Raw genomic sequence first — 19,538 nt, 5'->3', positions numbered from 1 at the left:
TGAAAGTGATTTTATGTAGCAAAAAAACAAAAAAATATTTATTTTGAATTTAGGGTTGAAATCTGGCTGCTGTGCCCTAATTGCGCGTGCGCGTGCGCGCGCTGAGCAATCTCCAATTGTCAGGGCTCTACTAATTGAAGGTGAAGTTCTTTCAGGGGTTGGCTAATAATGCGCTAATTCTAGGTGCTCATCATTGTGTTTTAATTGCCTGTCCAATTTGAACTGCAATTCACACTCCATACCGAAGATTGTTGACAGTACAAGCTTGAAAATTACCCGTTGAAGTGTTTCGTTTGTTATTAATTTGCAGCTTGTGAGGTGTGTTTACCGAGATCCTTATTGTTCAAATGTGCAAATAAACTTTCAAAGCCAGAGTATCTGCTCGTCAACATCTCGTAGTAGTTTGTTGGTTCTATGCTGATTGGTTTTGGTACCAGGCTGTGTAAAAACACATAAACACTCGACCGGTATAATTCTTGGAACTCCCCGCCAAGGATGATTCTATGCCCAGATTCATTGCAGGTGAAAGCAGAACCCAAACATTGCTGTTGCCTGAATGCTTGGAAGATTATGTCAGCGCAGACAACCCTGTCCGGGTCGTTGACCAGTTTGTAGAATACCTGGATTTAAAGGCACTCGGTTTCGATGGGGTTGAGCCAGAAGCCACTGGCCGCCCAGCCTACCATCCCAGCACGATGCTCAAGCTGTATATCTACGGTTACCTCAACAGAATCCAATCTAGCCGTCGCTTGGAACGTGAAGCCCACCGGAATCTAGAGCTGATTTGGCTCACCGGTCGCTTAATGCCCGACTTTAAAACCATCGCCAATTTCCGCAAAGATAATGGACCTGCTATCTGCAAAGTCTGCAGCCAGTTTGTTCAGCTATGTCGACAACTCAGTTTATTTAGCAACGCCATTGTGGCGATTGATGGCAGCAAGTTCAAAGCCGTTAATCATCGCGACCGCAACTACACCAGCAACAAACTCGCGAAGCAACGGGAGCAAATCGAAGCGAACATTGCAAGTTACCTGCGGGAGATGGAAATTGCAGACCGGCAACAGCCCGATATTGCAGAAGCCAAGGTCGCTCGCTTGAAGGACAAGTTGGCGCGACTAAAGTCGCAGATGGCCCGCCTGGATGAGGTCGAGGCTCAACTCGCCAAGACGCCAGACAAACAAATTTCACTCACCGACCCAGATGCCCGTTCCATGGCGACCAGCGGCCGTGGCAGTGGTGTTGTGGGATATAACGTGCAAACCGTTGTTGATGCCAAGCACCATTTAATTATTGCGCATCAAGTCATCAATCAAGGGCATGACCGCGCGCAGCTGGCCAATATGGCCCAACAAGCCAAAGCAGTGCTCGAACAAGAAACGCTAGAGGTGGTCGCTGACCGGGGTTATTACAACGGTGATGAAATACTGGCGTGCGAACAGGCGGGCATCATGGTTTTGGTGCCGAAGCCGCAAACCTCAGGCGCGAAAGCCGATGGGCGCTTTGGCAAAGATGAATTCCACTATGACCCAGTTCGCGATGAATATGTCTGCCCAGGCAATAGCCGACTAATTCATCGTTTTGTGAGTCTGGAAGCTGGGCGCTATATGAGCCGGTATTGGAGTTCTGATTGCCCACGTTGCCCGCTCAAAACCAAATGTACTCCGAGTAATAATCGGCGCGTGAGTCGCTGGGAGCATGAGGCGGTACTGGAAAAAGCGCAGCAGCGGCTGGAATTGCAACCAGATGCAATGCGCATTCGACGGCAGACCGTTGAACACCCCTTTGGTACGCTAAAAGCCTGGATGGGGGCAACGCACTTCCTAATGAAGACCTTGAAGCACGTCAGTACAGAGATGAGTTTGCATATACTCGCGTATAACATGAAGCGAGTTATGAACATAATGGGAAATCAAGCAATGTTGGTGGCAATGAAGGGCTGAAGGGCCTTTTATTTGCTGTTTTCAGTGGTGTTATTTATGAAGTTTTACGTTTACTTCAAATCACACGCGCGTGATTCAAATTGGTTAGGCGAAATGACCCACGTCGGTCTTGGCGTTTTTACACAGCCTGGTACGCGAGCTGACCTGTGCGATGCCCCTTGAAGCATGCAACGGACTAATGCGAAGTGATTTGACCCCTGAATCAAGTCACCTAACATTGTGCCAAAATTTAGACTGCTCTTGCAGGGAAGTTTATTACATCGCCACCAGCTTTAAGTTTATCAAGATAGTCTGCCCACCATTGCATCATCGTGGTCCGTTCTGGTAGGTGTTGAGCATGATTATATGTTGCAGAAACACTGTCTTTTTCACCATGTGCTAATTGACGTTCTATTGCGTCGTGGTGCCATAAGTGAGATTCATGCAGTTGAGTGGAGGCAATTTTGCGGAAACTATGTCCCGTAAATTCTTCTTGGGTGTAGCCAAGACGCCGTAATGCAATATTTATAGCTGCTTCACTCATTGGGCGGCCATTGCTGCGGCCTCCTTCAAATACGTATTGGCTGTGTCCGCTTACAGGATGGATTGTCTTGAGTATTTCAATTGCTTGTTTAGACAGCGGAACGATATGAGGCGCGCGGCTCTTCATTTTTTCTGCAGGAATACGCCACTGCTGGCGATCAAAATCAATTTCTGTCCATTCCGCTTTTCTCAATTCACCAATTCTAGTAAATACGAGTGGCGCAAGTTGTGTGGCGCATTTGACGGTTATGCCTGCCTCTAAGCTATCAATCGCACGCAATAAAGCGCCGATTTTTACTGGATCAGTGATAGTAGGGAAAGGAATAGAAGTAGGGGACTTCAATACGTCTGCTTTTGCTAAGGTATCGGCAGGATTGTTAACTGCACGGCCTGTTGCAATGGCATACGCAAAAACTTTGCCGCATGACCATCTAACACGGTGAGCCGTTTCAATAGCGCCACGTTCTTCGATACGACGCAGACAAATAAGTAATTCTGGTGCCTCAATGGTTGAAATTTTGCGCTTGCCTAGCCATGGAAAAATATCGCTTTCCAAGCGATTTATTGTTCTGTCTCTGTGGCTTTTAGATTTTTGCGCCATTGCACGCGCAAACCACTCATGGCTAATTGCTTCAAATGTATCGTCAGTACTGACTTTTGCATTGGCCTTGCTGATCTGCTTGACGACTCGGGGATCTTTGCCCTCGAGTACCATGGCCGCAGAAGCATTGCGTAGTTCGCGAGCCTTTTTTAGGTTAATTTTTGGGTATTCACCAAGCCATTGTTTGTACATTTTTCCCTGTAATCCAAAACGGAAGTACCAACGCTGGCGCGTGGATGTAATGAGTAAGTAGAGCCTATCTCCATCATAAAGTGTTGTTTCAGTTTTACCCTCTGGAACCTTTGCATTTTTAATGGCAAGAACGGTTAACAGGTTCCTCGGTTTTTCATTATCTGCCCCAGTGTTGAGTGACATATCTGTCCCCTTTTTGTTGAGAATCTATTAAAGCATAGACTGGGGACAGGATAGGGGACAGGAAAATGATGCGCTTTTGTGAAACTGTTTGAAACAATATGAATAACAAAAAACCCGCTAAAGCTAGGCTTTATGCGGGTTTTGAGATTTCTTGAAGCTTTGTGAAACAAGTGTTTGGTGGAGGTGGGGGGAGTTGAACCCCCGTCCAGAAGCACTCTACAGTGAGTTCTACATGTTTAGCCGTATCATTTGGGTTTTAACTCTCAATCACGCCGATGGGCAGGCTTGAAGAGAGCGAGTCACCTTAGTTTAACCCTAAGCCAAGTAACCCGACTTAAAGCGATCCCATCTAAATGACTCTGCTGCCGGTTTTACCCGACCCGCCCGATGGGCCTTGCGGTGCAGAGTCTAGCTTAAGCAGCTAGAGCGTAAGTTTCGTCGTTTGCGACTATATGTTTTCAGTTGTTTTTACGGGCAGCTGAGACCCCGACATGCCCTCATCCGCTTTGCAACCCCTGTCGAAACCATGGCACCCCCATGTTCGGAGTTCTTCATGCGAAGTGAAGAGAGACGATTATACCTTGCTTACCCTAAATGGACTAGCAATTCGAGTGGGTGATTGATATTCAAGTCCGCGCCCCAGCTAGCGGTGTCGTCGCTGTCGCTGATGTAGCCGTAATTGGCGAGGACGGTTTTCATGCCGACGCGACGACCCGCTTCGATGTCGCGCTCGGCGTCACCAACATACAGGCAATGAATCGGGTCGATGCCCAGCTCGGCGGCTGCATGCAGCATAGGTTTGGCATCTGGCTTGGGTATACCTACCGTATCACCAGAAACACAGGTCTGTGGGGCTATAGGGAGGGGGAGTAATTGCACTAGCGGGTCGGTGAAGCGCATTGGCTTGTTGGTGATAATGCCCCACGCCATGCCGCGTGCGTTAATTTCTTCGATAAGTTCGCTGATGCCGTCAAACAGCGTAGTGCCTTCGCAGATTTTTTCGGCGTACAGGTCAAGAAAACGTTCGCGTAATTCGCTAAACCGCGCGTGCGTCGGTCCGATGCCGAAACCAAGTTCCAGTAGGCCGCGTGCGCCGTGGCTGGTGACGGGGCGAATGTCGTCGAGCGAACGGGGCGCAACGCCTTCCTCGATGAGTAGGCGATTGAGCGCCGCGCCCATATCGGGTGCGGTGTCAGCCAGTGTGCCATCGAGATCAAATAATACGGCTTTGATCATTTTATAAGCCTTTGCGCGTGGCAACGATGTAGTTCACGTCGGTGTCGTCGGTGAGTTTATACACTTGCGTCAGGGGATTAAATGTCATGCCGGTGAGTGCGACGGTATCGAGCCCTACGGTGCGCGTCATACGGGCCAATTCGGATGGCTTGATGAATTTGTCGTAATCATGCGTGCCGCGCGGCAGCATATTAAGTACATATTCCGCACCCACGACGGCCAGCATATACGCTTTGGCGTTGCGATTGAGTGTCGAGAAAAACACCCAGCCGCCCGGTTTAACGAGGCGGGCGCAGGCTTCAACAATGCTGGCGGGCGAGGGGACGTGTTCGAGCATTTCCATGCAGGTCACGACGTCGTAGCTTTCTGGCTCGGCAGCAGCAAGTTCTTCGACAGGTACTTTGCGGTAATCGACTTTGAGCCCCGATTCAAATAAATGCAGTTGCGCGACTTTGAGTGATTTTTCCGCCAGATCGATGCCAGTGACCTCTGCGCCACGTTCGGCGAGTCCTTCAGACAAAATGCCGCCGCCGCAACCAACGTCGAGGATTTTCAGTCCGCTGATGCCAGCATGCTGATCAATAAAGCCAATGCGCAGCGGGTTGATTTCATGCAGCGGTTTGAATTCGCTGGTTTTATCCCACCACTTGTGTGCGAGGGCTGAAAATTTGGCGATCTCGCCATCATCAACATTAATTTTTTCTTCGTGGGTATTGGTCACAACATTAATCCTTATAAGGCTTTTGAGGATATACCTGCTTTGATTTTGTGTTGCCAGTAACGAGTTTTGGATTCAATCTCGCCTAGCTTCAGTGTTTGGTGTTGCTGCTGACGATAGACGGCGCGACCGGCAATCCAGACGTCGCTGACCTGATTACGGTCTGCGGCATAAACTAAATGCGATACTGGATCGTAACATGGTTGCGTGCCGCATGCGGCAAGGTTCACTGCGATCAGGTCGGCTTGTTTGCCAACTTCGAGGCTGCCAATTTGTCCCAGCTGGCCTAATGCAATGGCGCCATTGAGCGTGGCCATTTCCAATGCTTGCCACGCAGGAATCGCTTCTGGGTTGCCGCTCTGGCCTTTGGCGAGCAGGGCGGCGAGGCGCATTTCGGCGAACATATCGAGCTTATTATTGCTGGCGGCACCATCGGTGCCGATACCAACGTTGATGCCTGCGCCCAGTTGATCGTGAATGCGGGCAAAGCCTGAGGCGAGCTTGAGGTTGCTGGCCGGATTGTGCGCAATGTGCACGCCTTTTTGGGTGAGTAGGGCGATCTCAGTGTCGGTGGTGTGCACCATATGCGCTGCGATCAGCGGGCTATCAAGCAGTCCCAACTGGGCGAGGCGCTCTAAGGGGCGGACTCCATATTCTTTGAGGCTGCCTGCGATTTCGTCCGTTGTTTCGTGAATGTGGCAGTGGATGCTGAGATTGAGTTGATCGGCCAGCGTAATGATGCGGCCAAAAGTCGTATCGCTGACAGTGTAGGGCGCGTGTGGTGCGAGGGTAAAATTAACAAGCGTTTCGCCGAGAAATTCATCACGACTTTTCAGGGCTTTGCCGATGTAATCGTCGGCATTACTGGCAAATGCAGTTGGAAACTCGAGAATCGAGCAGCCGATTGTCATTCGAAAACCTGCATCAAGCGCTGCGCGTGCAACTGCGCTGTGATGAAAATACATGTCATTGCAGCTGGTGGTGCCGCCGGCAATCATTTCTGCGATGGCAAGTTGGGAGCCATCGAAGACAAATTCATCGCTCACATGCATCCCTTCGGCTGGCCAGATGTGTTCATTGAGCCAACGCATCAGCGGCAGGTCATCAGCAAATCCGCGCAATAAGGTCATGGCTGAATGTGCGTGTAGATTGACGAGCCCGGGCAAGAGTGCATGCTCGGGTAGCTCGGTGATCGTCGCTTGTGGATAGGCTGCGAGTGCCTCATCTTTGGCTTGAAGCGCAATAATGCGCTCGCCATTCATGACCAGAGCATAGTCGCTATACACGGTGTGGCGAGGAATAATTGGGATGATCCAGCGGGGGAGGAGGATTTGAATGGACATGGAAGGAGATCGTTGGGAGATGGCTGCTATTTTACCCCAGAAATGCAAAAAGCCGACCTTGTGGTCGGCTTTTCAGTATTCGGTAAAACCGAATTACTTAGCAGCAGCTTCAGAAGCAGCAGAAGCTGCTGGAGCTTCAACAGCAGCAGAAGCAGCAGAAGCGTCAGCAGCTGGAGCAGAAGCTTCAACAGCTGGAGCAGAAGCTTCAACTACAGCAGAAGCAGCTTCAACTGGCTCTTCTTTTTTACCGCAAGCAGACAAAGCAACAGCCAACAAAGCAGCAACGAGCAGAGATTGTTTCATTTTGAAATCCTTTAAGATTAAGTTTGATTGACTAACTATCGGTAACCGGCAATTGCCGATCGCCTAAATTCACTTCGTTGTGACTTTCTTCACAACCAACGCTGCGAATTCTAATCACCATGCCGACAAATTGCTAGTGTTTAGGTCGCATTTAGGGCTTGAAATTGAAGTGGAATCTGCTACTCCGTGTAACGTAGTGTACGTCCTTATAAATCAAGGCGTTGCAGTGCATTACTTGAAGTGGATTGTTCCCAAAGTGTGGCAAATTGTTGTCGTAGCAGCGCAACGATTTGCGGATCATTCGCTAATTCGCCGCGATACCAGTCGTAATGGTGACGAATTAAATAGCTCTTGTGATCGCTCACGACCCAGCCTTTTTGCCATTGGCGTAAATGTTCAGGAATTACCCGTAGTTCGATTAAATGGGTAAAGCGATCATAAAGCTGCATAAAGCGAGGGCAGTGTCGACCGAGATAATCGCTGTCTTGCATTAAGAGTTGCAATCGTCCTGGCGAGGGTTGCGAGAAAAACGCCCACAGCAGGTCAAAATTGCGTTTGCAACCCAAATCGATCTCGGCAAAATCCTTTTCACACATCAATAGTGTATGGCCAGCTTGACTAATGATGGCGCTGAACGCAGCCTGATACCCTGCTCGGGTATCAAAAGGCTGGGCAAGCTTATCGGGTAATGGGTTGGAGGTATCCATATTCATGATAGCTATAGAGTAAATCGACGAGTTCATCGGAGTATTCCCCTGCAGCTAAGGTGCGTTCATTCGCTAATAGCTGCAGGGCGGCGATATCTTCAGCGCTTGCATCTTCAAACTCAACTTCTTCGCCATTGATATATAACTGCTGATCGCTATAGAGCATCTGGCTTTTGAGATTAAGCACAATGCCATGTGTCGCAAGGGCTTGGGCAAAGTCATCAAACTCCAGAGGCGCTTCAGTTTGGTCGAAAAAGACGTGAGGCTTGGGCTCGGAGAAATAGCGGCCAATAAATTGACGCACGATGTCGTCATTCCATTTGACTTGCTGCAGCATTTTGCTGATTTGACTGACAAAGGCTTCGTCGATTCTTGCTGGGCTCGCAGTGGCTTTTGCGTCAGGATCGCTGTACATGCCTTCAAGACAGATTTCATCTTGCAAAAACTCTAGAAATTTGGTCGCGACCTCTTGTGTTTTGGGGGCGCGGAACCCAACTGAGTACGTCATCCCGGGGGTAAGGGCTACGCCGTAATGGGCGTATTTCGGTGGCAGATACAGCATATCGCCGTGCTCTAAGATCCACTCTTGCTCAGGGTTGAAATCTTTCAGTACGCGGATAGGGGCATCTTCAATAAAGCCGGACGCATCGTCGCTGGAAATTTGCCAGCGTTTTTGTCCGCCCACTTGCAACAAAAAGACATCGTAGGAGTCATAGTGAGGGCCAACCGTACCACCGGGCGGCGCATACGAAATCATGACGTCGTCCAAGCGGGTATAAGGCAGGAAATTAAATTGATATAAGAAGTCCGCAATATGCGGCACCAGATGATTGACGTTTTGTACCAGGATTGTCCAATCCGTTTCTGGTAAGCGATTAAGACGATGTTGGCTAAATGGGCCGTTTTCGAGCTTCCAGCGACCATGCTGAAACTCAATCAGTCGTGATTCGACATCGTCACGCTGGGCAAACTCAGATAAGCGCGCAAAATCGATCAGCTCTGGAAAATGAGTCCAGGCTTGGCGAATGAGCAGTGGTTTTTTTTGCCAATAGTCGGCCAAAAATTGTTCGGGCGTTAAATTACCCAACAGTGCAACATCGAAAGGTGTTTTAGGCATGGCTTGTGGCTATAAAGAAATAAATAAAATAAGAAAGGCGCAAGGTGTAGCCAATGGATTTGGGGCGCTCTATATATAAGTGGATTCCCGCGTCTGAATGGCAAAGCTAGCGTCAGCTAATAATCGTATTATTGCACCGACTGGAGACCCCATGCTCAATGTAGGCGAATTAGCCCCTGATTTTTCTTTGCCCGATGCTCAGATGGAGATGATCCAGCTGAGTGATTTTCAGTCGAAAAAAAATGTCGTGTTGTACTTTTTTAACAAAGATCATACGCCTGGCGGAATATTAGAGGCGGTTGAGTTCTCTGACCGTGCTGACGCATTTTCGCAATATGACACCGTTATTCTGGGGGTGAGTTCGGATGACTGTCTGGCCCACGATAGTTTTATCGATGAGCAAGGCCTTTCATTCGACCTTTTATCCGATACAGAAGGCGAGGTTAGCCGCCTCTATCACGCCATACACGAATGGGAAGCACATGGCGTGGTAAGATATGGCATCGAACGCTCGACATTTGTCATTGATAAATCGGGTGTGATTCGGCATGCTTTCTATCATGTCGTTCCCAAAGGCCATGCGGCCGAAATTTTGAACCTTGTAAAACAGCTAGGATAAACACTATGCAAATCGCCAAAAATTCCGTTGTTACACTCACTTATGAAATGTACGACGCCGAAGGCAATCAAATCGACAAAACCGAAGAACCGATTGCTTACCTGCATGGCGGTTATGACAATATCCTGCCGCTGGTTGAAGAAGCGTTGCATGGCAAGTCAGTGGGTGATGCGGTGGAAGTGACGATGTCACCAGATGACGCATTTGGCGAATTCGAGCCAGAATTGGTTCGTGACGAAGACAAAGACGGTTTCCCGCCTGAAGTTGCAGTGGGCATGATGTTTGAAGCTGATGATCCTGAAACAGGCGAAGTAATCTTGTTCCGCGTGACTGAAGTTGAAGGCAATAAAGTGACAGTAGATGGCAATCACCCATTTGCTGGCATGACAATTCGTTTTGCCGCTAAAGTAACGAACGTTCGCGAAGCAACTGCCGAAGAGTTGGCTCATGGCCACGTTCACGGCGAGCACGGCCATCACCACTAAGATGAAATAGACTGCTTTAAGATGCGGTCTTTGAATGAGTAATGAAAAAGGCGGCTTGGCCGCCTTTTTGTTTGTCGAGCAGAAAGTTACATCACTTGCTTGGTATGTGCTGCATGTTGCAATCTTGCAACCCGCTGTCATGTAAGTTTAATGGTCCAACAGCACACAAACCCAAGCCTGGCTTGGGTTTGTGCTTTTTACCTCACCATTCATCTGCTAGCACAGCCTGTGCTAGTTGCACCAGCCCCCCACTTTCCCCTAGTATTTGTGTCACCACTGTGACCTGAACACAAGATGTAGTGTTTCTTCACAAACTATACACAGACTTATACACAAAGCTTTGAGGAACCGTGCATGTACGCCACGCTCGACAGTAGCCCAACTAGCCGCACTGATAGTACTGATATCCAGACACCATCACACGATGCTGCGCATTACGCTAATTACAAAATTATTCGCCGTAATGGCTCGGTTGTTCCTTTTGAGCCATCAAAAATCTCTGTTGCCGTAACTAAAGCATTTATCGCGGTACAGGGTAGCCACGCCGCTTCTAGCGCGGCTGTGCGTGAGCAAGTTTCTCATTTGACTGATTCAGTCGTGAATGCGCTGATGCGCCGCAAGCCTGATGGCGGTGCGATTCACATTGAAGACATCCAAGACCAAGTTGAATTGGCGCTGATGCGCTCGGGCGAGCACGATGTGGCGCGCGCCTATGTACTGTATCGCAGCGAACGTCAACGTGAGCGTGATGCTGCGCGTCATGAAGCCGAGCCTGCTGAGCAGCACGCAATTAATGTGTTGTATGAAGATGGCAGCAGCCGTCCGCTCGATCTGACTAAACTCAAAGCGCTGATCGCTTCGGCGTGTAGCGGCTTGGAGCAATACACCGACCAAAACCAGATTTTGGCTGAAACACTTAAAAATCTGTACGACGGTGTTCCGGCAGAAGAAGTTCGCAAATCAGCAATTTTGGCTGCACGCACCTTCCTCGAAACCGACCCTGCTTATGGTCTGGTGACTGCACGTTTGCTGCTCAATACCGTACGTCGTGAAGTGCTAGGTGAAGAAACCAGCCACGAAGACATGGCAACGGTGTACGCGAGCTATTTCCCGCGTTACATCAAAAAAGGCATCGAAGCCGAGTTGCTCGATGAAAAGCTGGGTCAGTTTGATTTGGCGAAATTGGCTGCTGCCTTGGATCACAACCGTGATTACCAGTTTGGCTACCTTGGTCTGCAAACTTTGTACGACCGCTACTTCCTGCACATCAACGAGCGCCGCATCGAGTTGCCACAGGTCTTCTTTATGCGCGTGGCCATGGGCTTGGCGCTGAATGAAACCAATCGCGAAGACCGCGCGATCGAGTTCTACAACGTGTTGTCGAGCTTTGACTTTATGTCATCAACGCCAACGCTGTTTAACTCGGGCACGCGTCACAGCCAGATGTCGAGCTGCTACCTGACGACTGTACCTGATGATTTGGATGGTATTTTCGAAGCACTCAAAGAAAACGCATTGTTGTCGAAATTTGCTGGTGGTTTGGGTAATGACTGGACTTCCGTGCGCGCCATGGGTAGCCACATCAAGGGTACCAATGGCAAATCTCAAGGCGTAGTGCCATTCCTGAAAGTGGTGAATGACACTGCCGTGGCGGTCAATCAAGGTGGTAAACGCAAAGGTGCAGTCTGCGCTTACCTGGAAACTTGGCACGCTGACATCGAAGAATTCCTCGAGTTGCGTAAAAATACCGGTGACGACCGTCGCCGTACGCACGATATGAATTCGGCCAACTGGATTCCTGACCTGTTTATGAAACGCGTCATGGAAGGTGCTAACTGGACATTGTTCAGCCCATCCGAAGTGCCAGATCTGCACGATAAAGTGGGGAAAGCCTTCGAAACTGCCTACACCAACTACGAAGCCAAAGCGGCGCGTGGTGAAATGCGCGTGGCGAAAACCATCCCCGCTTTAAGCCTGTGGCGCAAAATGCTGACGATGTTGTTTGAAACGGGCCACCCATGGATCACTTTCAAAGACCCATGCAATATCCGCAGCCCACAGCAACACGTTGGTGTCGTTCATTCATCGAATTTGTGCACCGAGATCACGCTCAATACCAACGACGAAGAAATCGCCGTATGTAATTTGGGCTCGATCAATCTGTACAACCACCTGAAAAATGGTGAACTCGATGCTGAGAAACTATCGCGCACCGTGAAAGTAGCGATGCGTATGCTCGACAACGTGATCGACATTAACTTCTACCCAGTGCGCAAAGCGCGTACGTCAAACTTGAAACACCGTCCAGTCGGTATGGGCATTATGGGTTTCCAAGACTGCTTGCACGCGCTGCGTATTCCATATGCATCAGAGGCCGCAGTTGAATTTGCCGATGTATCGATGGAAACCGTGGCTTACCACGCTTACTGGGCTTCAACCGAATTGGCGCAAGAGCGCGGCATTTACGCCAGCTACAAAGGCAGCTTGTGGGATCGTGGCATCTTGCCGCAAGACTCACTGCGTCTGCTTGAAGAAGAGCGCGGCGGCTACCTGGAAGTGGATCGCAGCTCGCGTCTGGATTGGACGATGCTGCGTGACCGCATCGCCGCCTACGGTATGCGCAACTCAAATTGCTTGGCGATTGCGCCAACCGCTACGATTTCAAACATCGTCGGCGTGGATGCGTGTATCGAGCCGACTTACCAAAACTTGTTCGTGAAATCGAACTTGTCAGGTGAATTCACCGTGATCAACGAGCACTTGGTGCGCGACCTGAAAGCCCGCGGCCTGTGGGACGAAGTCATGGTGTCGGATCTGAAATACTTCGACGGCTCAGTGGCGCAAATCGATCGCATCCCGCAAGACCTGCGTGATCTGTACGCCACTGCGTTTGAGATGGATCCGAAATGGTTGGTGGAAGCGGCTTCACGTCGTCAAAAATGGATCGACCAAGCGCAATCGCTCAATATCTACATGGCCGGTGCCTCAGGTAAGAAACTGGACGAGTTGTACAAACACGCTTGGTTGCGCGGCCTGAAAACCACTTACTACCTGCGCACGCTGGCAGCAACGGCGGCTGAGAAATCAACCGGTCGTGGTGGCGAGTTGAACGCGGTGCCAGTGGATGGTGGCTATGCAGCAGCGCAAGCGCAAGCCGTGATTACGGCTGCGGCGGCGGTGGATAGCACGCCAGCGACGGATGCGAAGTTCTGCTCGATTGATAATCCAGATTGCGAGGCGTGCCAGTAATCATGGGCTTCAAGCAAATACCTAATTAGGTATTTGCTTGACCTAGTTCTGCTGATTGCTTTTGCAAGAGATACCCATCGCTGCCGCTATTCGGTAGCGATATTTAAAATGATTGTGGCAGTTATTTTAAATATCGCGAGATGGAAGAGTATTGGCTAATTGAATTTGAAGCGGTTCTCTTGACTGGAGTTGCCGCCTTCCGCGGGGGACGTACTTTCTTTGCCTCGCCAAAGTAAGTACGCAAAGAAAGGCGACCCGGGCGAAAAGCGCTCCGCGCTGCCCTTGCTTCGTCGTGAGCCAAACGGTGAAACTGTTTGTCTCTCTCCTCGCCGCGGTTTTCGCTACACGTGGATAAAAGCCCCAGCCCAATCATCGCGGCGCTGCCGTAGGGTGGGTTAGGCCGAAGGACGTAACCCACCATCTTGCTGCTAATGTGGGTATAGGTCTGTAGATAATGCCGGGTTTGGCTTGTATTGATATACCTCGGTGCCGCATGGCGGCGCCGATATTTAAGATGGTTCGTCGAGTCATCTTAAATATCGGTGATCCCGATTGAATATATTGGCGCAAAAGCGCGCTGGCAAGGCATGAGGCCGATGATAGTACATGGTGTACAGCGAGGCCGATTAACGCTGCCAGCGTGTTTTTGCTTAAAACTAAGGAATGATTGTGCCCCAACACCCGCTCGATACCCTGATCACGCGCTTGCCTAAAACCGAGCTGCATTTGCACATCGAAGGCTCGCTCGAGCCTGAGATGATGTTTGCGCTTGCTGCGCGCAATGGCGTGGCTTTGCCGTATGCCGATGTCGAGGCGGTGCGAGCGGCGTATCAGTTTGATAGATTGCAGTCTTTCCTTGATCTGTATTACGCCGGTGCGTCGGTGCTGATTACCGAGCAGGATTTTTACGATCTGACTTGGGCGTATTTACTGCGCGCCAAAGCGGACAATATCGTTCACACCGAGATTTTTTACGATCCGCAAACGCATACTGCGCGCGGCATTGATTTTGCCGTGTCATTCAACGGCATCCGCCGCGCTTTGCTCGACGGCGAGGCGCAACTTGGTATTAGCTTTAGGCTGATCATGTGCTTCCTGCGTCATTTGAGCGAGGAAGACGGCTTTGCCACGCTAGAGCAGGCGATGCCGTATCTGGCGCAGATTGACGGTGTGGGTTTGGATTCCAGCGAATTGGGCCACCCGCCCAGCAAATTTGCACGCCTGTTTGCGCGTTGCGCCGAGCTGGGTTTGCCCGCCGTGGCGCATGCGGGTGAAGAGGGGCCAGCCAGCTATATTTGGGAAGCGCTTGATTTGCTTAAATCGCGCCGCATTGATCACGGTGTGCGCTGTACTGAAGACGCGGAACTCGTGAAACGGCTCGCCGCCGAGCGCATTCCGCTCACCGTTTGCCCGCTGTCGAATCTGAAGCTCTGTGTGGTGAACGATTTGGCCGAGCACAATCTACGCGAGCTGCTGGCCGCAGGTCTGTGTGCGATGGTCAATTCGGATGATCCGGCGTATTTTGGTGGTTATCTGAACACCAATTTACTCGCCTGTCGCGCAGCGCTCGATCTATCGCAAGACGAGATTGTGCAGTTGATCCGCAATAGCTTTGAAGCGAGCTGGCTCACCGCAGACCAAAAAGCGCACTGGCAAGATCAAATCAGCCAAGCGCTCAATGCCTAATCGGAGGCTTTACATGAAACGGATGTTGAGTCTGGTTTTCGTCCTGATGCTCGCCGCATGTAGCAGCACAATGACAGGGCAAAAGCGGGCCGCCGAGCAGATTGTTCAAGGCCGCATTGCACCTATCCCAGGCAATGGCGTGGTGCTTATGTCGATGAGCCTGCAATCACTCGACCGTGACACCAGCGACGCCACGGTATTTGTGCAAGGCGCGCAAGGGGCCAATTACCTCTATGCACGGATCATGACCGACATCATTAACGCACCAGGTAGCGAGCCTAGCCCCGCAGGTCGAGTGTACTTGCTGAGTTTGCCTGCGGGTGAATACACGGTGAGCAATATTACGGGAAGCTGGTCTCGCCACAGCAATTCGATGCTGGGTTTTGATACCAGCGAATATTTCAATGTGCCCGTACAGCAAAAATTTAGCGTTCGTGCCGGTGAGGTCAGCTACCTCGGTAGCCTTAACCTCAATATCAATTTTCAATCGAGTGTGACTTTTAGCAACGAATTCAAACGCGATATGTTTGATTTGCAAAAACGCTATCAACTCACCGACACCAGCAATATTCAGCAACAACTGCTCGGCAGCCAATAAGCATTGCCAGCACATATTCAAAATGTATTAAAAGGAAAGTAGCCATGCTCAGTTTTGACGATGACGTTCTCGACCGCCCAGCCGCACCCGCGCCAGCTCAGGCGAACGCCATTCCTGCCGCACCAAAAGTGGCCACCAACGCCATTCCGCCGCGCATCACCGCCGATGACAAACGCGTCATCAACGGCACCACCGACGTCAATCAGCTCGTGCCATTCAAACACAAATGGGCCTGGGAAAAATACCTCGCCCAGTGTGCAAACCACTGGATGCCGCAAGAAGTGAACATGCAGCGCGACATCGAGCAATGGAAAACCGGCCAGTTATCCGAAGACGAAATGCGCGTGGTCAAACGCAATCTGGGCTTCTTTGTGACCGCCGACAGCCTCGCAGCCAACAACATCGTGCTGGGCACCTACCGCCAGATCACCTCGCCAGAATGCCGCCAGTTCCTGCTGCGCCAAGCGTTTGACGAAGCGATTCACACCCACGCTTATCAATACATTGTTGAATCATTGGGTCTGGACGAAGGCGAAGTCTTCAACGCCTACAACGAAGTCAAATCAATCCGCGATAAAGATCATTTCCTGATGCCATTTATCGACGTATTGACCGACCCCGCGTTCAAAACCGGCACCTTGGCCACCGACCAAGCCCTGTTGCGCTCGATCATCGTATTTGCCTGCATTATGGAAGGCCTGTTCTTCTACGTTGGCTTCGTACAAATCCTCGCGCTCGGTCGTCAAAACAAAATGACGGGTGCTGCCGAGCAGTACCAATACATCCTGCGCGATGAATCCATGCACTGCAATTTTGGTATCGACTTGATCAACACGATCAAAATGGAAAACCCAGAATTGTGGACAGAATCATTCAAAGCCGAAATCGTCGAGCTATTCAAGCAAGCCGTTGAGCTCGAATACGCCTACGCCGAAGACACTATGCCACGCGGCGTATTGGGTCTGAATGCCGCGCAATTTAAAGAATACCTGCGTTTCATCGCCAATCGTCGGATGCAGCAAATTGGCCTGAACGAGTTGTTCCCTGGTGTAACGAATCCATTCCCATGGATGAGTGAAATGATTGACTTGAAGAAAGAGAAAAATTTCTTTGAGACTCGGGTGACGGAGTATCAGACGGGTGGGGCGTTGAGCTGGGATTAATTTTGCTTTTCTAATTTGTGAGTTCTACCATAGTTCCGAATTTTATAGGCATAGTTCCGAATTTTTGTGTAGCCAAAGTTCCGAATAAATTCCTGAAAAGACTGCGGAGCTATTAAAGGTCAGCGTCGAACGACAGATAAGTTTGCATTATCGACACATAAGCCTGCATTCGACGACACATAAAGCAGCACAGAAAAGCCCGCTTACGCGGGCTTTCTACTTAGGTCATACCCCCCGAGCCTTGTAGTATTTCTCCAAGGTTAGGAGGGGCTGCCTATTCAAATTTGCAAATTAAACCACCTGAAACTTTAGACTCCCTTTTATTGACATGCCATCATGTCACTCATCTAGCGTCTTTCATAACTTTAGGCTGGAAGCGCCATCATTCAGCTCCCAGTTTCTCTGCGAGAGTGGCTTCTTGAACTGCTGGCGCCTCTGTTGCCCCGATGCTCTTAAGCAACGATGAATATTGCTCGGAGTCTTGCTTAAGTCGTTCAATAATGAGCTTTGCAGCGCTCTGCATTTCGGGAACTTCTACGGGGGTTGCTCCACGCTCAAATACTCCGGCAAGATGGGAGTATTCATTATTGATTCTGTCAATTAACACCGCAGGGATTTTATCTTCACCAAAAAATAGGCGCAGCGTACCTTCGTTCATTCCTTGATCGGGGTATTTGTAATACAAATAAATTTCAAAAAATTTTCTGGCATTGTTTGAAAAATTATAAAATATTACATAATTAGTGTCGTCAACTGACTCAATGGATGCGCACTTATGTATTTGTTGAAATAGGTAATTGAATTCTGTGACAAACTCTTTGAGATATTTTGGCATGATCGCAATTGTCGATATTCTATCTTTGCGGGCAACGACGAAATAACCCTTTTGATAGTCTTTAAGTTTGCCATCGTTGTCGGAATATTTTCCGCCAAGGCGCTTAAGGTATTTCAGAAAATCAAGATTATGGGTTGATATAAAGAGCTGAGAGAATTTTTTGGTAGAGACGATCTCGGTGTTTAGCAGGCTGTAAATAAAAAAGATGTGATTCCCATCTAGAGACGAAATGGGGTCGTCAATCCAAATGACTGGTTTGGTATCTCGTGTGGCGATATCGTCGAGCTTTGCCAAAAAGTAACAAAAAGCAAGTAGGCTACATTCACCTTCACTTAGGTGATGAGCTTTCTTGTTGTCACGAATCACCTCGAAGCGTACTCGTTTTGCTCCCTCCCCCTGTTCCTGTTCGGCTTTGAGTTTGAGAAATCTATGCCCGAAGAAATTATTCAAATACTCATTGACCTTTATCGCACCTTTCTCTTCGTCGTTCAGCTCGCGCTTTTTCGATGCAATCTCGTTAGTTTTTTCGAGGACTTTGGCATTGATTTGACTGACTGCTTGTATTGATTCTGTGCTTTTTCCTTGTAACTCTACGATGGTGGATTGTTGTTTGTCGTATTCGATAGTGATCAGATAGTCTGAAACTTCCTTTAGACGTAGCTTATCTTTGGCCGATTTCTGATCGCGAGCCAACATGGTTGTATAACCATCAGATTTCTCGCAAAGTGCCTTGTAATTATCCCAAATGGATAATAAATGATCTGTAGCCTCTACTGGAGCTTCAAAAGTTCTGGAGCTTAGAATGTTTTCTTTTCGATACGTTAGCTGGAAAATTAACAAATCCAATGATTGTGTGTAATTTTTGATGGCCTCTTTTAATGAAATATCCAGATCGCTTAATTCTTGGTGATATTTTGAGTAGAAAAGATTTTTATCAATCGATAAGGCCGAGCTGATGGATTTTTTTTCGTCCTCAATCTGTACTATTAGTGCATCAATATTTTTCTCAAGCTGATTCGACTCTTCGTCAAAATGTTTATCTAGTACTGCCCAGCGGTCCGCGGAAATTGTACTGTCACAAAATAGGCACTGATTGAATTTGTCCTTGTGATGTGCTCGGCCTTCATTGACCCATCTGTGCAGGACTGCATTTTTTACCAATTCTTCAATTTTGTTTGATTCGCTGATCTTCTTAGTGACAAGTACTTCGGTTTGCGCTGCTAGGCTTTGGAATTTAGTGTTAGGTGCCGTGAAGTGAGGAATTGGTTGAAGAGCAGTTTCTAAAATTAGTTTTTCGTATTGTGTTAGCTGTTCTTCTGAAGGAGGGTGATAATCTGTAGCTTGAACTAATGAGATATCTCCCTTCAACTTCTGTATCGTGTAGTTTTGATCGCCAAAGCGTTCCGACTTGTATTTTATCCCTATTTTTTTATCTGTTGCTTTACTACTTAGTTGAGTTTCTAGGGCATCCTTGGCCGACTGATGCTGTTGTGATGCTATGCCGCTGGCCGTTTTGGCTGAACTCAATTGAGCATAGAGTCCTGTTTCGTTAGCTATTTCGTTTGAGCCAAGTTCTAATTCAAGCTCTGCTATTTCTTGTTCGATCTTGTTGTTATCGTCACCAAGGATAGCAAATGATTCAATGTTTTCATCAGGGTTTACTATAAAGCGTAAATTGTCACGAATAAAGTCTTCATTAAATACTCGAATGGTTTTTGTGTGATTTTTTAGTGCCGCTTGTGTTACTTGAGAGTTGTCATCTAAAGTGATGCTGAATGATGGATTTTCGTATTTATCAGATAATACACCCGTTTCTAATGCACGTATAATGCGTGAAAGAGTTGTCTTGCCGGAGTAGTTCCTGCCATAAATCACATTAATATCTTGAAAAGGAGTGGTTTTTCCATTTTCTTCACGAACTTCCGTATCCCATTCGAAACCTTTAAAAACTCCCAGATTGCTAATAGATTTTATTTTTCTAATCATATCTCAGTCCTTGTAGTCTTATAGTGATCGATATCTTTCTGTGCTTAGTTAGGCT

At 48.8% G+C, this 19,538-nt stretch carries 15 protein-coding genes and 1 other RNA gene; 8 read left to right on the top strand and 8 right to left on the bottom strand.

What is annotated here, in order from left to right:
• Positions 1 to 503: 503 nt before the first annotated feature.
• Complete coding sequence (locus HQ393_RS06845) at positions 504 to 1,940, top strand: IS1182 family transposase (RefSeq protein WP_179358077.1); 1,437 nt, start codon at positions 504 to 506, stop codon at positions 1,938 to 1,940.
• 229 nt (positions 1,941 to 2,169) lie between these two features.
• Here HQ393_RS06845 and HQ393_RS06840 read toward each other — a convergent pair whose 3' ends face one another.
• The 5 genes from HQ393_RS06840 to HQ393_RS06820 form a co-directional block, all read right to left on the bottom strand.
• Positions 2,170 to 3,438 (bottom strand): tyrosine-type recombinase/integrase, encoded by a 1,269-nt coding sequence (locus HQ393_RS06840; protein WP_179358076.1) that lies wholly within the window; start codon positions 3,436 to 3,438, stop codon positions 2,170 to 2,172.
• 175 nt (positions 3,439 to 3,613) lie between these two features.
• Positions 3,614 to 3,975, bottom strand: a transfer-messenger RNA (tmRNA) gene (ssrA, locus tag HQ393_RS06835).
• A gap of 48 nt (positions 3,976 to 4,023) precedes the next feature.
• A complete protein-coding gene (locus HQ393_RS06830) occupies positions 4,024 to 4,674 on the bottom strand; it encodes an HAD family hydrolase (RefSeq protein ID WP_179358075.1) in 651 nt (216 codons plus the stop codon).
• Position 4,675: 1 nt separating this feature from the next.
• Positions 4,676 to 5,395, bottom strand: coding sequence for a bifunctional 2-polyprenyl-6-hydroxyphenol methylase/3-demethylubiquinol 3-O-methyltransferase UbiG (gene ubiG / locus HQ393_RS06825; RefSeq protein ID WP_218871316.1), 720 nt, complete (start codon positions 5,393 to 5,395; stop codon positions 4,676 to 4,678).
• Positions 5,396 to 5,406: 11 nt separating this feature from the next.
• Positions 5,407 to 6,735 carry a TRZ/ATZ family hydrolase gene (locus HQ393_RS06820; protein WP_179358074.1) on the bottom strand — a complete coding sequence of 443 codons (1,329 nt, stop codon included), beginning with the start codon at positions 6,733 to 6,735 and terminating at the stop codon, positions 5,407 to 5,409.
• On the opposite strand from HQ393_RS06820, the gene HQ393_RS06815 reads away from it, so the two are divergent.
• Positions 6,728 to 7,069, top strand: a complete 342-nt coding sequence (locus HQ393_RS06815; RefSeq protein WP_179358073.1) for a hypothetical protein — start codon at positions 6,728 to 6,730, stop codon at positions 7,067 to 7,069. The genes HQ393_RS06820 and HQ393_RS06815 overlap by 8 nt on opposite strands.
• Positions 7,070 to 7,244: 175 nt before the next feature.
• Here the strand turns inward: HQ393_RS06815 and HQ393_RS06810 are convergent, their stop codons facing one another.
• Entirely contained in the window at positions 7,245 to 7,751 is a 507-nt protein-coding gene (locus tag HQ393_RS06810; RefSeq protein WP_179358072.1) for a DUF7931 domain-containing protein, read from the bottom strand.
• A complete protein-coding gene (locus tag HQ393_RS06805) occupies positions 7,717 to 8,862 on the bottom strand; it encodes a ribosomal protein uL16 3-hydroxylase (RefSeq protein WP_179358071.1) in 1,146 nt (381 codons plus the stop codon). The genes HQ393_RS06810 and HQ393_RS06805 overlap by 35 nt, the downstream gene beginning before the upstream one ends.
• 151 nt (positions 8,863 to 9,013) lie before the next feature.
• Between HQ393_RS06805 and HQ393_RS06800 the strand changes: the two genes are divergently transcribed.
• The 6 genes from HQ393_RS06800 (at position 9,014) to HQ393_RS06775 (ending at position 16,662) form a co-directional block, all read left to right on the top strand.
• Positions 9,014 to 9,481, top strand: a complete 468-nt coding sequence (locus HQ393_RS06800) for a peroxiredoxin (RefSeq protein ID WP_179358070.1) — start codon at positions 9,014 to 9,016, stop codon at positions 9,479 to 9,481.
• A gap of 5 nt (positions 9,482 to 9,486) precedes the next feature.
• Positions 9,487 to 9,966 (top strand): FKBP-type peptidyl-prolyl cis-trans isomerase, encoded by a 480-nt coding sequence (locus HQ393_RS06795; RefSeq protein WP_179358069.1) that lies wholly within the window; start codon positions 9,487 to 9,489, stop codon positions 9,964 to 9,966.
• A 354-nt stretch (positions 9,967 to 10,320) separates the two neighbouring features.
• Positions 10,321 to 13,215: a ribonucleoside-diphosphate reductase subunit alpha gene (locus tag HQ393_RS06790; protein WP_179358068.1), complete on the top strand. Its 2,895-nt coding sequence runs from the start codon at positions 10,321 to 10,323 to the stop codon at positions 13,213 to 13,215.
• A gap of 669 nt (positions 13,216 to 13,884) precedes the next feature.
• Positions 13,885 to 14,901 carry an adenosine deaminase gene (locus HQ393_RS06785; protein ID WP_246307972.1) on the top strand — a complete coding sequence of 339 codons (1,017 nt, stop codon included), beginning with the start codon at positions 13,885 to 13,887 and terminating at the stop codon, positions 14,899 to 14,901.
• A gap of 13 nt (positions 14,902 to 14,914) precedes the next feature.
• The gene (locus tag HQ393_RS06780; RefSeq protein WP_179358066.1) at positions 14,915 to 15,499 is read left to right on the top strand and encodes a hypothetical protein; all 585 of its coding nucleotides are present in this window, start codon (positions 14,915 to 14,917) and stop codon (positions 15,497 to 15,499) included.
• A 44-nt stretch (positions 15,500 to 15,543) separates the two neighbouring features.
• The gene (locus HQ393_RS06775) at positions 15,544 to 16,662 is read left to right on the top strand and encodes a ribonucleotide-diphosphate reductase subunit beta (protein WP_179358065.1); all 1,119 of its coding nucleotides are present in this window, start codon (positions 15,544 to 15,546) and stop codon (positions 16,660 to 16,662) included.
• A gap of 382 nt (positions 16,663 to 17,044) precedes the next feature.
• Here HQ393_RS06775 and HQ393_RS06770 read toward each other — a convergent pair whose 3' ends face one another.
• A complete protein-coding gene (locus tag HQ393_RS06770; protein ID WP_179358064.1) occupies positions 17,045 to 19,483 on the bottom strand; it encodes an AAA family ATPase in 2,439 nt (812 codons plus the stop codon).
• Positions 19,484 to 19,538 lie beyond the last annotated feature (55 nt).

Source organism: Chitinibacter bivalviorum (assembly GCF_013403565.1).
Taxonomy (GTDB): domain Bacteria; phylum Pseudomonadota; class Gammaproteobacteria; order Burkholderiales; family Chitinibacteraceae; genus Chitinibacter; species Chitinibacter bivalviorum.
This window is presented reverse-complemented; position numbering and strand designations above follow the sequence as displayed.

Bases quoted from the DNA above. Each gene is read 5' to 3' on its own strand.
- HQ393_RS06845 (WP_179358077.1), top strand. From the start codon at position 504: ATGCCCAGATTCATTGCAGGTGAAAGCAGAACCCAAACATTGCTGTTG.
- HQ393_RS06840 (WP_179358076.1), bottom strand. From the start codon at position 3,438: ATGTCACTCAACACTGGGGCAGATAATGAAAAACCGAGGAACCTGTTA.
- HQ393_RS06830 (WP_179358075.1), bottom strand. From the start codon at position 4,674: ATGATCAAAGCCGTATTATTTGATCTCGATGGCACACTGGCTGACACC.
- HQ393_RS06815 (WP_179358073.1), top strand. From the start codon at position 6,728: ATGGACATGGAAGGAGATCGTTGGGAGATGGCTGCTATTTTACCCCAG.
- HQ393_RS06820 (WP_179358074.1), bottom strand. From the start codon at position 6,735: ATGTCCATTCAAATCCTCCTCCCCCGCTGGATCATCCCAATTATTCCT.
- HQ393_RS06810 (WP_179358072.1), bottom strand. From the start codon at position 7,751: ATGAATATGGATACCTCCAACCCATTACCCGATAAGCTTGCCCAGCCT.
- HQ393_RS06805 (WP_179358071.1), bottom strand. From the start codon at position 8,862: ATGCCTAAAACACCTTTCGATGTTGCACTGTTGGGTAATTTAACGCCC.
- HQ393_RS06800 (WP_179358070.1), top strand. From the start codon at position 9,014: ATGCTCAATGTAGGCGAATTAGCCCCTGATTTTTCTTTGCCCGATGCT.
- HQ393_RS06795 (WP_179358069.1), top strand. From the start codon at position 9,487: ATGCAAATCGCCAAAAATTCCGTTGTTACACTCACTTATGAAATGTAC.
- HQ393_RS06790 (WP_179358068.1), top strand. From the start codon at position 10,321: ATGTACGCCACGCTCGACAGTAGCCCAACTAGCCGCACTGATAGTACT.
- HQ393_RS06780 (WP_179358066.1), top strand. From the start codon at position 14,915: ATGAAACGGATGTTGAGTCTGGTTTTCGTCCTGATGCTCGCCGCATGT.
- HQ393_RS06775 (WP_179358065.1), top strand. From the start codon at position 15,544: ATGCTCAGTTTTGACGATGACGTTCTCGACCGCCCAGCCGCACCCGCG.
- HQ393_RS06770 (WP_179358064.1), bottom strand. From the start codon at position 19,483: ATGATTAGAAAAATAAAATCTATTAGCAATCTGGGAGTTTTTAAAGGT.